Origin of the sequence: Pseudomonas sp. TMW22091 (genome assembly GCF_022496705.1) — a bacterium.
Lineage (GTDB): Bacteria > Pseudomonadota > Gammaproteobacteria > Pseudomonadales > Pseudomonadaceae > Aquipseudomonas > Aquipseudomonas saxonica.
Window position 1 is genome coordinate 522964 of record NZ_SCFI01000001.1, and the last position, 12984, is coordinate 535947.

Here is a 12984-nt window from a genome sequence, read left to right on the forward strand (position 1 = left end):
AGCGAGACACTTATGGCTACTACCAGTAAAGCTAAAACATACATGTCGTGGCTCACCATCTGCTTCATGATGGTTGCCGCGGTTGCCAGCATCCGCTCCTTGCCGAGCATGGCGGTCTACGGTTTGGGCTCGGTATTTCTGTACGTGATTCCGGCGCTGCTGTTCTTCATTCCGGTGTCACTGGTTGCCTCTGAACTGGGCACAGGTTGGAACGGCGGGATTTACGGCTGGGTGCGCCAAGCATATGGCGACCGACCGGGCTTTTTCATCATGTGGTTCATGTGGGTACAAGTGGTCACCTGGTACCCCATCGTCCTGGGCTTTGGCGCCAGCACGCTGGCTTACCTGATCAATCCTGAACTGGCCAAGAGCGGGGTTTTCACCACTGCGGTGATCATCGTCCTGTATTGGCTATCAACGTTCGTGGCGCTTAACGGGCTGACAGCCCTGTCGAAATTGACCTCCTGGTTCATGTTGCTGGGCACGGCCTTACCCGCTGCGCTCTTGGTGCTGCTCGGCGTGGCCTGGCTGGTACTGGGGCATAAATCGGCAACACCCTTGACGTGGGACGCGCTGATTCCAGCCATTTTCGACACCCACACCACAGTAAAAGCGGGCGCTCATAATCTGCACCCGGACTTTTGGCAGGAATTTACCGGAGCCATCACCGGCCTGGTGCTGATCGTCAGCAACTTCCTGGCGTTCGCCGGTATTGAAATGAACGCTATTCACGCCCGTGAGCTGCGCAACCCGCAAAAAGAAATGCCGCGCGCAATCCTGTTGGCGTTCTTCATGATTCTGTTGGTGTTCATCCCACCGACCGTGGCGATTTCGCTGGTGGTGCCGGCGGATTCGACCAGCCTGACCGCGGGCGTCATTCAGGCTTACTCGGCCTTTTTTGAAGGTTTCGGCATACCGTGGGCAACGCCCATTCTGGCTATCCTGCTGATTATCGGTGCATTGGGCGGGGTGCTGGCCTGGACGGCGGGGCCATCAACAGGCCTGCTGTTCGTCGGTAAAGCCGGCATGCTTCCACCCATCTTTCAGCAAGTGAACAAAAAGGGCGTGCAGAAAAACATCCTGTACTTGCAGGCCATCATCGTCACCCTGCTTTCAACGATCTATATCTTTATCGACAACGTATCCGATGCCTTCTGGATGATCAGCGCCATGGCCGCGTTGATGTACCTGATCATTTACGTGTTCATGTTCCTGGCCGCCATGAAGTTGCGTAAAACTCAGCCCAACGTCAAACGCGGTTATGTGCTTAAAGGGCTGCACGGCTGGTGCTATCTGGGTCTGTTTTCGACCTGCGTGGCGCTGATCTTCGGCTTTATTCCACCGAACAGTTTCAGCAGCATGCCGTTCTTTGAATACGCGGGGATATTACTGCTCGGGCTGATCATCGCGGGGATACCGCCCTTTATCTTCTATGCGGTGCGCAAACCTTCATGGCAGATGGTGCCCAAGGCAGAAGCCGATCAGTACTCCGCAGCACTGCAAGACTTGCAAGATGCAGACGACAAGGCTGCTGCCGCGACGGCCGCAAGCAACAGCACGACATCAACGACCCCTCCCCCTGCTCCAGCGGCAACCTGAGATGGCACGTGGTCGCTGCCTGGGGCAGTGACCACAGACTGGGTTTAACACAGGTGTAAAAAAAGCGTCCCAACGGACGCTTTTTTTATGAGTAACGCGAATACGGCTCTCGATAGAGCCGTTTTTCATCCGGAGGCTTATCGGTGGTCGCTGGGAATAATGATCACGTTACAAATGCAGGGGATGTTGCTGTGGCACGCGAGCACGCGGTTGCACTTTAATGACCCCAGCGTTACCCTTCCGACGTCGCTGCTCATCAGCGAACGGGTTTAGCGGCCCGAGTTCATACAGGCGCACAGCGCCCACCATTCAGATGACAGGCGCTTTTTTGTGCCCGCCTATCTGTTTATGGCGGTTGTGCGTGGGAGACCCTCGGGTCTGCCGGGGTCCTGTATGCCCGGTCCGCTAACCTGCGCACAGCTGCCACCCTAATTCGTTTAGCGGCGAACCGTGGTAGCTCCTCACATACAGGAGTAATGCCAGATGCACGCTCTCAATCCGTTCAAAAAATGCCCTACGCGCACTGTCGCCCTGCCCAAAGCCCAACATCTCGATGCGAAACGAGGTGACCTATGAACGCCTCCCCGTTGATCAAAACTGTTGGCGGCGCCACCTTTGGCTCCTGCAACGCAGAGAACCAGCGCCTGTTCAGCGTCATTGCCGGTGTCTCGGGCGAAGAAGCCCTGCAACACGCCTCGTTACTGTTGAACTGTGTCAACCGGCTCTCGTACCTGGGTGCCATGGACGATGGCCACGAAACCATGCGTTGGGCGTCGCACTACCTCAGCGAGATGGCGAAAGCGATCATTGATGACGTGACCCTGGGGCTGCAAGACGTTCCTTGACACGCATCATGAGCGCTTCTCCTTGATGCCTAGTGCCCATCCTGCCTACGCTCGGTCGCCAACTGCCGATCGACCTGGCGGCTTTCCACGTGCAACGCACCTATTGATTTAAAGCGGGAGCAGCATACTAGGCAATCCTTCCCGTCGAATATCAGCTAGTGCTCACCTGAAGAGGGCTATTCTTACCAAATCGCAGGCACAAAAAAGCCGGTCATCCCTGAGGATAAACCGGCTGTTTTGGTCTTGCGATATGGTGGGTCGTGTGGGATTCGAACCTACGACCAATTGGTTAAAAGCCAACTGCTCTACCAACTGAGCTAACGACCCAAAAAACAGGTTTGAAAATGGCTCCACGACCTGGACTCGAACCAGGGACCCAATGATTAACAGTCATTTGCTCTACCAACTGAGCTATCGCGGAACTGCATATTTCAATAACAACTGGATAAAAAAAGCGCCCCTGCGGACGCTTTTTTTATGGCAACTGATGCAATTGGCATCAGCACCGTATTTTCTACACCCACTACTGCCGGGCAGAAAATGGTCGGGGTAAGGGGATTCGAACTCCTGACATCCTGCTCCCAAAGCAGGCGCGCTACCGGACTGCGCTATACCCCGGTAAAAAAAAGGCACCTTCAAGAGGCGCCTTCTGCGATCAGCGCTTTTGGCATCTGATCTTAAGATCTAGCTTCAGCGAACTGAAACCAAAAATGGTGGGTCGTGTGGGATTCGAACCTACGACCAATTGGTTAAAAGCCAACTGCTCTACCAACTGAGCTAACGACCCAAAAATGGTCGGGGTAAGGGGATTCGAACTCCTGACATCCTGCTCCCAAAGCAGGCGCGCTACCGGACTGCGCTATACCCCGGCTTGAAAATGGCTCCACGACCTGGACTCGAACCAGGGACCCAATGATTAACAGTCATTTGCTCTACCAACTGAGCTATCGCGGAACTACATATTTCAATTTACAACATTACTGCCTTACAACTTTACAGCACTCTTTGACTTCTTCGTATCGCTACGCTTGCGTCTCTAAGGCGGGCCATTTTACAACCTTTGAAACCCTTGTCAACCCTTATTTTTCGTTAGAAGACAATGATTTAGCTCTTCTTACGGGCTTCCTGGTTTGGGCCAAGTTGCCGTTACGGGTGACTTACTGCGGGGCGCATCTTACAAGCGTTTTCCTTACAGATCAACACTCTAAGAAAAAAAAGGCCTCGCCAAGCGAGGCCTCTCTTAAAACACCACCACAAAGCCTTATGCGAAGACGATTTCGTCGTCTTTCACAGTGGCCACCACCGTAGTGCCCGGCATGAACTGACCCGAAAGAATCAGCTGTGCCAGAGGGTTTTCGATCCAGCGCTGGATCGCACGTTTCAGAGGACGTGCGCCATAGACAGGGTCGTAACCTACCGCAATCAGCTTGTCCAAAGCTTCTTGGCTCAACTCCAGGCTCAGATCACGCTCAGCCAGACGGCTACGCAGACGACCCATCTGGATTTCAGCAATACCTGCAATCTGATCACGGGCCAGAGGCTCGAAGATCACCACTTCATCGATCCGGTTCACAAACTCCGGACGGAAGTGCGTGCTGACAGCATCCATCACCGCTGCCCGTTGCGCTTCACGATCGCCAACCAGTTCCTGGATCTGTGCAGACCCCAGGTTGGAGGTCATCACGATCACCGTATTGCGGAAGTCAACGGTGCGACCATGGCTGTCAGTCAGACGGCCATCCTCAAGCACTTGCAGCAACACGTTGAACACGTCCGGGTGAGCCTTCTCGACTTCGTCCAGCAAGATCACCGAATACGGTTTGCGGCGCACAGCTTCGGTCAAGTAGCCGCCTTCCTCGTAACCCACGTAGCCAGGTGGCGCACCAATCAGTCGAGCCACAGAATGTTTCTCCATGAACTCGGACATGTCGATCCGTACCATCGCCTCTTCCGTATCAAACAGGAACTCGGCCAGCGCCTTGCACAACTCGGTTTTACCCACACCGGTTGGGCCCAGGAACATGAACGAGCCGCTTGGACGGTTCGGGTCACTCAGCCCGGCGCGCGAACGGCGTACGGCGTTGGACACGGCCACTACGGCCTCGTCCTGACCAATTACGCGCTCATGCAGCAAGCTTTCCATTTTCATCAATTTGTCGCGCTCGCCTTCGAGCATTTTGGATACCGGAATACCGGTCCACTTCGACACGACTTCGGCAATTTCTTCTTCAGTCACTTTGCTGCGCAACAATTGATTCTCGGTCTTGTTGCTGTGCTCATCGACCATTTGCAGGCTGCGTTCCAGGTCGGGAATGACCCCGTACTGCAATTCGGCCATGCGATTGAGGTTGCCACTACGACGCGCCACTTCAAGCTCTTGGCGCGCTTGCTCGATCTTTTGCTGGATCTGGGCAGAACCCTGCACTTCAGCTTTTTCCGAAGTCCAGATTTCTTCCAGGTCAGAATACTCACGCTCATGGCGCTCGATTTCTTCCTGCAATTTTTCGAGGCGTTTTTTCGCAGCCTCATCCTCTTCTTTCTTCAGCGCCTGCGCCTCAACCTTCAGTTGAATCAGGCGGCGTTCAAGACGGTCCAGTACTTCAGGCTTGGAGTCGATCTCCATGCGAATACGGCTGGCCGCCTCGTCCATCAGGTCAATCGCCTTGTCAGGCAACTGCCGATCGGTGATGTAACGATGGCTAAGTTTTACCGCCGCGATAATCGCGCCATCAGTGATCGCCACTTTGTGGTGAACTTCATAGCGTTCTTTCAGGCCACGCAGAATCGCGATGGTGTCTTCTTCGCTAGGTTCATCCACCAATACTTTCTGGAACCGACGCTCAAGAGCGGCGTCCTTCTCGATGTATTGCCGATATTCGTTGAGCGTGGTGGCACCGACACAGTGCAGCTCACCTCGCGCCAGCGCTGGCTTGAGCATGTTGCCCGCATCCATTGCGCCTTCGCCTTTACCGGCGCCGACCATGACATGCAGTTCGTCAATGAACAGGATGATTTGCCCTTCCTGTTTCGACAGCTCATTGAGCAACGCTTTCAGACGCTCTTCGAACTCACCGCGGAACTTGGCACCCGCAATCAGCGCACCAATGTCCAGCGACAGCAGGCGTTTGCCTTTCAGGCCGTCAGGCACTTCACCATTGATGATGCGCTGGGCCAGACCTTCGGCAATCGCGGTTTTACCCACACCCGGTTCACCGATCAACACAGGATTGTTTTTAGTCCGGCGTTGCAACACTTGAATGGTGCGACGAATTTCATCGTCACGACCGATCACAGGGTCGAGCTTGCCTTCTTCAGCACGCTTGGTCAGGTCAATGGTGTATTTATCCAACGCCTGACGCGACTCTTCCGCGTTTGGATCATTGACTGCTTCACCGCCACGCAGGTTGTTGATGGCATTTTCCAGGGCTTTTTTGCTCACACCCTGGCCCAGCAACAACTTGCCCAGCTTGCTGTTTTCATCCATCGCAGCGAGCAACACGAGTTCGCTGGTGATGTATTGGTCACCTTTTTGCTGTGCCAAACGATCCGCCTGATTCAGCAGGCGTGCCAAATCCTGCGACATATTCACGTCGCCAGTAGGATTCTGAATTTTTGGCAGTTGATCGAGCTCTTTGGTCAGCTCTTTACGCAGGCTGTTTACATCAAAACCGACTTGCATCAGCAACGGCTTGATCGAGCCGCCCTGTTGTTCCAGCAATGCCTGCATCAAGTGCGCAGGTTCAATGGCCGGATGGTCAAGGCCTACGGCCAAGGACTGAGCATCGGACAACGCCAATTGCAATTTGCTGGTTAATCTATCTATACGCATTCGTCACCTTCCTTATGAGCAGGCCGGAGGGATGGAAACTCCTGAATGAAGAAACCTGCCAGATACCATAGTAGATGCGGGCGAATACGGAAGTTTCAAGACGAACACATTTGATGCAGATCAGCTGGACGGTCTTTCGATCCAGACCAGAGATGCGAAGCGGCCAGTGCGAGGACTGCGCCGGTAGGAGAAAAATCGCGGATCAGTCACGGTGCAATAACCCCCGCCATAGACGGCCGTAATACCGTAACGAGCAAGACGCAGGCGCGCCAGCTCATAAATATCGGCCATGAATCGTCCCGGATTGATACTTGGAACGAAAGCCGCGGCGGACTGCGGCAGGTCTTGCACAAAGACTTCCCTGACCTCGCCTCCAACCTCGAAGGCTGTGGGGCCGATAGCAGGGCCAAGCCAGACCAGTATCTCTTGAGGCTCAACATTGAGGCTTTTGGCGGTGGCTTCAAGCACCCCGGCGGCGAGCCCGCGCCAGCCAGCATGAGCCGCAGCCACACGGGTGCCGGCACGATTGCAGAACAATGCGGGCAAACAGTCGGCCGTCATGACCGTGCAGGCAATACCGGGCGTAGAGGTCCAGCTGGCGTCAGCTTCAACGACGCGGCCTGGTGAAGCAGGTGCAACGACAACCCCGTGAACCTGGCTAAGCCAAGCGGGCTGTACGTCAAAAATATGGGTGAGACGCTGGCGGTTGGCAGCAACGGCCAGGGGATCGTCATCAACATGGTCGCCCAGATTCAGGCTGTCGAACGGCGCCAGACTGACGCCGCCCGCACGGGTGGTCACGCAGGCCCTGATGCCTGCCGGCGCAGGCCAGTCAGGAATCAGGAACGTATTCACCCGATGAATGCCTCACGGTCTTGCTTGAGCAGCGTCAACAGCCAGACAAAATCGTCGGGCAGTGGCGATTCCCAGCTCATGCGCTTACCGGTCGTCGGATGATCCAACTCAAGGAAACGCGCATGCAGCGCCTGACGCGGGAAGTTTTTCAGTGATTCGACCATCGTCACGTTGGCCGCTGGGGGAATACGGAAGCGACCGCCGTAGGCAGGGTCTCCGACCAACGGGAAGTTGATGTGCGACATATGCACGCGAATCTGGTGCGTACGGCCGGTCTCCAGTTTGACCCGCACATGGGTGTGGGAACGGAAGCGCTCAAGCACACGGTAATGACTCACCGCCTGTTTGCCGCCTTCCATCACCGCCATGCGCTGGCGCTGCTGACCGTGACGGCCGATGGGCGCGTCAATTTTGCCCCCGGCGGTGACGACACCAATAACGATGCACTCGTAGATCCGGCTGACACTGCGGCTCTGCAACTGGGTGACCAGTTGTGTCTGCGCCTGAATGGTCTTGGCGACGACCATAAGGCCCGTGGTGTCTTTGTCCAGGCGATGCACGATACCCGCACGCGGCACATTGATAATGTCCGGTACGTGATGCAGCAAAGCATTGAGCAAAGTGCCATCGGCATGCCCCGCAGCCGGGTGTACCACCAGGCCCGCAGGCTTGTTGATGACCAGGATGTCATCGTCTTCGTAGACGATGTCCAGGGGGATGTCTTGGGCGACCCACTCACCCTGGGCTTCCTGCTCGGCAGTCAGCTCCAGGATGGCACCACCGTGAACAATGTCACGGGGCCGAATAACGGCTCCGTCCACAGTCAGGCGGCCGTCTTTGATCCAGGCGGAAAGGCGCGAGCGCGAGTGCTCAGCGAATAATTGTGCGGCGACTTGATCGAGGCGTTGGCCACCCAGTTCGGACGGCACCTCTTCGCGAAGTTGAATTTTCTCGGACATGCTCATCAGGACCGCGCCAAGCCTTTGGTTTCGGCTGCGCGCTTGTGGTTAAATACGGCGTCTTTTGCCCCGAGGCTTTTCACGGGGCGCTCATCATAACAGGACGGACCCGCCCAAGACAGCGGCCGTCATAGGGACGCAAGCCGCCATGCAAGTGAGACACCTGCTGCTGATCGCCATCCTCGCACTGACCGCCGCCTGCTCGTCGACCAAAGAAGTCGTGGACGACAACTTGAGCGAAGTCGAGCTGTACCAGCAGGCGCAGGCCGACCTGGATAACCACAGCTATACCAGTGCTACCGCCAAGCTGAAGGCTTTAGAGTCGCGCTATCCGTTCGGACGCTATGCCGATCAGGCACAGCTCGAACTGATCTACGCCTACTATAAAAACTCCGAACCGGAAGCTGCAAAGTCAGCTGCCGAACGGTTTATCCGCCTTCACCCACAGCATCCGAACGTCGACTATGCCTATTATCTTAAAGGCTTGACCTCGTTCGACCAGGACGTTGGCCTGCTGGCGCGCTTCCTGCCGCTGGACATGACCAAGCGCGACCCGGGTGCTGCACGCGACTCCTACAACGAGTTCGCTCAGCTCACCAGCCGCTTCCCGGACAGCCGCTACGCACCGGATGCCAAACAACGCATGATCTACCTGCGTAACCTGCTGGCCGCCTATGAAATTCACGTTGCCGATTACTACCTGACCCGTCAGGCCTATGTAGCCGCGGCTAACCGTGGACGCTATGTGGTAGAAAACTTCCAGGAAACCCCTTCAGTGGGTGACGGCCTGGCAGTAATGGTTGAGGCTTATCAACGCATGCACCTCGATGAGCTGGCCAACACCAGCCTCGAAGTATTGAAAGACAACTACCCGAACCACCCAAGTCTGGTGGACGGTCAGTTTGTGCCGCAGGTGTCCGATTCGGATAACCGCTCGTGGCTGAGCAAGGCTACGCTGGGCCTGATCGAATCGAGCACACCGTTGCCGCCAGGTGAAACGCGCGCCAACCTTGATATTCAGAAGCAATATCAGGACGCCAAGGATTCGATTCCTGCCGAACTGAAGCCAAAAGACGCCGACGGTAACGTCATCCCTGAGCCGGAAGCGGAAGGCAAAAGCCGTTCGTGGTTGAGCTACATGACCTTTGGTCTGTTTGACTGATCAATCCGCGCCACAAAAAAGAGCCCTTCGGGGCTCTTTTTTTTATGTGCAATTTGGCCCTGTGCGCCTGTGGAGTCCTTGGCTAAACTGACGCATCTTCTTTCTAATAGCGAATAACCATGTTTCGTCTACTGTTGTGGGCTGCACTGATTGCTGCGGGCGTATGGTGCTGGCGCAAATACAAAGCGAGTATTGCTGCCCCTAAAAGGTCGGTTGATCCCGGTGCAATGCCGATGGTGCGTTGCGCTCACTGCGGCGTTCACTTACCCCGTGATCGCGCATTGAGCCAGCAGCAAGAATGGTATTGCACCCAGAATCACCTGGAGAAAGGCCCGAAGTAATCACGCTGAACGCTATTCAATACGTAGCCGCGCGCTGCTCGTCAGCGGCTACAGGGGTTGCGCCAGAGCGTTCAAATCCGCCCTTCGGGCGCATAGGATCGCGGGTCGATGATCGGCTCACGCCCTAACAATAGATCGGCAAACAAATGGCAAGACGCTGGAGCCAATACCAAGCCGTTACGGTAATGCCCGCAGTTAAGCCATAACCCCTCTACCCCCGCCACCCTGCCGATATACGGAATACCTTCAGGCGAGCCCGGCCTCAACCCGGCCCAATGCGCCACCGGCTCGGCCCCCGCCAACGCTGGAATCAACTCAACTGCCGACGCTTTCAAACTTTCAAGGGCGCTTTGAGTCGGGGTTTTATCAAACCCTTCATGCTCCAGCGTGCTACCAATCAAGATATGGCCGTCACGACGCGGGATTGCGTACCGCCCTTTTGCCAGCACCATGCTGGACAAAAAGTCGGGCGCACACTTGTACATAATCATCTGGCCTTTGACAGGTTCTACAGGTAATTCAAGGCCCAGACTGCTCAGCAACTCACCACTCCAGGCACCCGCGGCTAACACCACGTGGTCAGCCAAGCGCTCACCTTGAGCCGTCTTCACGCCCAGAATTTTTTCGCCCTTTTGAATAAACCCCTCAACTTTGCAGTGCTCCTCAATCGTGACGTTAGGCATTGCCTGCAAGGCAGCCCTTAACGATTTAACCAGTCGCGGATTGCGAACATTAGCGACACCGGCCATATAAATAGCGCGCGAATAATCACCAGCGCCCAACACCGGTACTGCACGTTCTACGGCCGAGATATCGACTGAACTCAAGGGCCGCCCCTCGCGCTTTGCCCACGCCAGCGCCTGGGCCTCATCTTCGAGGTCTAGCCAGTACAGGCCCGTGGTATGAACTTCAGGGTCCAGGCCCGTCTCAGCCAACAAACGCTGTGCCAAATGAGGGTAAAAGTCTTGCGACCAATGAGCCAAAGCGGTGACTGCCAAGTTATAGCGCCAAGGGTATAGCGGAGAAACAATGCCGCCCCCAGCCCATGACGACTCCTGGCCTACACCGCTACGATCCAGCAATACGACGCGCTCAACCTGCGCCGCCAGATTAAATGCGGTCAGCAGCCCAATAACACCGCCCCCTACAATTACCACTCGTTGCTGCTTAGCCATCGATCCACTCAGCTCACATAAAAATAAACGTTAGTGCCCCCAACACTGCTGCTCTGTCAGGTCCGGGGCGGCTTGGGTAATCGCCATTACCCCGGTGTGGGCCAATGTGAAGTTGCCGCAGGCATCGTCCACCATAGACGCGCCTTCTCGGCGGGTCGCCGTCAACAAGAAGTCGTGATCGCCTAACGCATGGGTTACCCAGTAATGCTTATTGCCCACACTCAGATTTTCTGCACCTCTGTATACGCCATTTTTCGAAAAAAAACGCTCCAGACTTTGGGATTGTTCCCACAACAAAACCACGATTTGCGAGCGGTTGGCACGGGTTACCGAGTCGCTGTAGACCGGATACACAAACGCACTCAGCAGGCCAACAATAGCCACCACGACCATGAGTTCCACCAAGCTAAACCCTGCCCCATGCTTGCCCACAACCTGCCCTCCTATTGGATTTGACGCCACATCACACGCTTGAAGAGCAGACCTTGGGCCTGACCGGGTGCTGCGCCGACCTGTTGATAACTCACCACTACGCTCTCCAGAACCGTGCGTGACAAGCCGCGCAAACCAATGCCTGTCACCCGATAAAACTGACCGACAGTGATGCCCGGCAGGTTTGCCGGCATCACACCCTGGCCCAGACTCTGAATGCCAAAAAAACCGTCGGGGGTGCGCTCCCATATCACCCGTGACACCGGGTCTACACCCGGCGAGTCTCGAGTACGGGCTTCTTGAGGAGGGATGCATTGAGCAGCCGAGGCGCACTCGATTAATCGCGGCCATTGGGCTTGCACCTGCAACTCGCCCCTACGCAATGCTGTTTCTGCAGCTTGCAGCGACTGATGAGCGAACAACACGCTGCCAGCGATCTTTTGCTGCTGACCCGCGCTTTGCAGAGCTGATACGCCGAGCACGCTCAGCATCAGTAAAAATGTCAGGCAAACCAGTAATGCCATGCCAGCCTGATGGCGTGATAAAGACGTCATCTGCGATCTAACTCAATCGATTACGCAGCGCGACGACAAGGTGATAGACCTGATCTTTGACCTGCAACCCGGGATCTCGCAGGGTAAGGGCAATGCGCACACTGCGAATGCTGCCTAAACGAGCAGGGCTGGCCTCATAACGCTGAACAGACTGATCACTGCCCGCGCCGGAAACACCGAAGCTCATATCGAATGCGATAACGTTATCCAGAAGTACAGCTTTGTTCGCCCCAACTTTTAGTTGATTGCCTTCAAACCAATAAAAAATCTTACGCAACGCAAAAGCAGTTTCTCCGGGCGCCAAAACAGCCCGCGAACCAGAATAGGACTGTGCATAACTTTTACAGTCCGAGACCACGGTCCAATCAGGTTGTGACGATTGCGACCCGACATCCGCACTAATCAATGTCAGCGATCGCGAGGTTGCTGAGCCTTGCCAGGCGATAGGTGTTTGAAACGCAGCCGGCGCATCAACAATGCGGTCGGCGGCCAGACAACCGAACATGCCAGTCATGCGGATTTCCTGAGCTATTTTGCTTAAGACAAAACGCGCATCCTGTTGCGCCATTGCGCCTGCGTGTTGGGCCAGATACGTATGCCGGGCACTCAAAAAAACCTGTGTAACCGCTAAGACCAATAGCATCCCCAGTGCCAGAGCCACCATGAGTTCAATCAGACCAAACCCTGCATTTCGCAAGCTCATGAAGCAGTTGCCAGTGCGTCGGCGGAAATCTGGCTGGTCAGGGTAATGGTTTGCCGTGCACCGATTTGCGAGGCCCTGCGAGCGTCACTCCACTCAAGGGTAATACTCACCTCCCGATCAGTGACCGCAATCATGCCGGTCGCACTCTCCCCGCCGAACTCGAATATGGCGCGTTTGAAATCATTCAAGTCCTGATTAAGCGCACCGCTTGGAACTGCGCCGTCAGAGCTCGAATAGCGGTAATCGGCCTGTTCGTTCGCGCGTACCCGATCCAGCATGCCGTAAGCAATAAAGCTGGCCTGGGAGGTCATCAGCGCACTGTCTGTGTGTTTAAGGGCGCTGAGCTGAACCGCCGCAGCACCCAGCAAACCGCTGGATAAAATCAATGTCGCGACCATCACCTCAATCAAGGTCATTGCGCATTGACGGTATTTGTGTGAGATAGCCATGTGCCCCATCCGTGAGCGTTTACTGGGCGACACGTCCTGTGTCGTCAGGAGTGAAGCCTAGCCCCGGAATATGGGCCTACC

The 12984-nt window shown here is 55.6% G+C and carries 12 protein-coding genes and 6 tRNA genes; 4 read left to right on the forward strand and 14 right to left on the reverse strand.

The features are described 5' to 3' along the window. Positions 1 to 12: 12 nt before the first annotated feature. Together EQV93_RS02390 and EQV93_RS02395 are read left to right on the forward strand one after the other, a co-directional pair. A complete protein-coding gene (locus EQV93_RS02390) occupies positions 13 to 1599 on the forward strand; it encodes an amino acid permease (RefSeq protein ID WP_122785825.1) in 1587 nt (528 codons plus the stop codon). A gap of 572 nt (positions 1600 to 2171) precedes the next feature. After that, positions 2172 to 2444 carry a DUF3077 domain-containing protein gene (locus EQV93_RS02395; RefSeq protein WP_240890816.1) on the forward strand — a complete coding sequence of 91 codons (273 nt, stop codon included), beginning with the start codon at positions 2172 to 2174 and terminating at the stop codon, positions 2442 to 2444. Positions 2445 to 2695: 251 nt separating this feature from the next. On the opposite strand, the gene EQV93_RS02400 is transcribed toward EQV93_RS02395, so the two are convergent. The 9 genes from EQV93_RS02400 to rluD all read right to left on the reverse strand — a co-directional run bounded on the left by EQV93_RS02400 (position 2696) and on the right by rluD (position 8087). Further along, positions 2696 to 2771, reverse strand: a tRNA-Lys gene (locus EQV93_RS02400). 18 nt (positions 2772 to 2789) lie between these two features. After that, a tRNA-Asn gene (locus EQV93_RS02405) sits at positions 2790 to 2865 on the reverse strand. 120 nt (positions 2866 to 2985) lie between these two features. After that, positions 2986 to 3062, reverse strand: a tRNA-Pro gene (locus tag EQV93_RS02410). Positions 3063 to 3155: 93 nt separating this feature from the next. Beyond that, a tRNA-Lys gene (locus EQV93_RS02415) sits at positions 3156 to 3231 on the reverse strand. 5 nt (positions 3232 to 3236) lie between these two features. Next, positions 3237 to 3313, reverse strand: a tRNA-Pro gene (locus EQV93_RS02420). Between the two features lie 9 nt (positions 3314 to 3322). After that, positions 3323 to 3398, reverse strand: a tRNA-Asn gene (locus EQV93_RS02425). Positions 3399 to 3705: 307 nt separating this feature from the next. Beyond that, positions 3706 to 6273 carry an ATP-dependent chaperone ClpB gene (clpB, locus tag EQV93_RS02430; RefSeq protein ID WP_122785828.1) on the reverse strand — a complete coding sequence of 856 codons (2568 nt, stop codon included), beginning with the start codon at positions 6271 to 6273 and terminating at the stop codon, positions 3706 to 3708. Between the two features lie 120 nt (positions 6274 to 6393). Next, a complete protein-coding gene (pgeF, locus tag EQV93_RS02435; protein WP_122785829.1) occupies positions 6394 to 7128 on the reverse strand; it encodes a peptidoglycan editing factor PgeF in 735 nt (244 codons plus the stop codon). Further along, positions 7125 to 8087 (reverse strand): 23S rRNA pseudouridine(1911/1915/1917) synthase RluD, encoded by a 963-nt coding sequence (rluD, locus tag EQV93_RS02440; protein WP_122785878.1) that lies wholly within the window; start codon positions 8085 to 8087, stop codon positions 7125 to 7127. Before rluD ends, pgeF begins: the two co-directional genes overlap by 4 nt. Positions 8088 to 8235: 148 nt before the next feature. Between rluD and EQV93_RS02445 the strand changes: the two genes are divergently transcribed. Continuing rightward, positions 8236 to 9249, forward strand: coding sequence for an outer membrane protein assembly factor BamD (locus EQV93_RS02445; protein ID WP_122785830.1), 1014 nt, complete (start codon positions 8236 to 8238; stop codon positions 9247 to 9249). A gap of 119 nt (positions 9250 to 9368) precedes the next feature. Further along, positions 9369 to 9590 carry a PP0621 family protein gene (locus EQV93_RS02450; RefSeq protein WP_122785831.1) on the forward strand — a complete coding sequence of 74 codons (222 nt, stop codon included), beginning with the start codon at positions 9369 to 9371 and terminating at the stop codon, positions 9588 to 9590. A 71-nt stretch (positions 9591 to 9661) separates the two neighbouring features. Here EQV93_RS02450 and thiO read toward each other — a convergent pair whose 3' ends face one another. Genes thiO through pilV form a run of 5 tightly spaced genes read right to left on the reverse strand, consistent with a single transcriptional unit; the run spans position 9662 to position 12903 of the window. Beyond that, positions 9662 to 10765, reverse strand: coding sequence for a glycine oxidase ThiO (gene thiO, locus EQV93_RS02455; RefSeq protein ID WP_240890817.1), 1104 nt, complete (start codon positions 10763 to 10765; stop codon positions 9662 to 9664). 30 nt (positions 10766 to 10795) lie between these two features. Beyond that, positions 10796 to 11227 (reverse strand): type IV pilin protein, encoded by a 432-nt coding sequence (locus EQV93_RS02460; protein WP_425281162.1) that lies wholly within the window; start codon positions 11225 to 11227, stop codon positions 10796 to 10798. Next, a complete protein-coding gene (locus tag EQV93_RS02465; protein ID WP_146384335.1) occupies positions 11209 to 11751 on the reverse strand; it encodes a pilus assembly PilX family protein in 543 nt (180 codons plus the stop codon). Before EQV93_RS02465 ends, EQV93_RS02460 begins: the two co-directional genes overlap by 19 nt. 7 nt (positions 11752 to 11758) lie before the next feature. After that, positions 11759 to 12454 (reverse strand): PilW family protein, encoded by a 696-nt coding sequence (locus tag EQV93_RS02470; protein WP_146384337.1) that lies wholly within the window; start codon positions 12452 to 12454, stop codon positions 11759 to 11761. Next, positions 12451 to 12903, reverse strand: coding sequence for a type IV pilus modification protein PilV (gene pilV / locus EQV93_RS02475; RefSeq protein ID WP_122785836.1), 453 nt, complete (start codon positions 12901 to 12903; stop codon positions 12451 to 12453). The genes EQV93_RS02470 and pilV overlap by 4 nt, the downstream gene beginning before the upstream one ends. Positions 12904 to 12984: the final 81 nt, after the last annotated feature.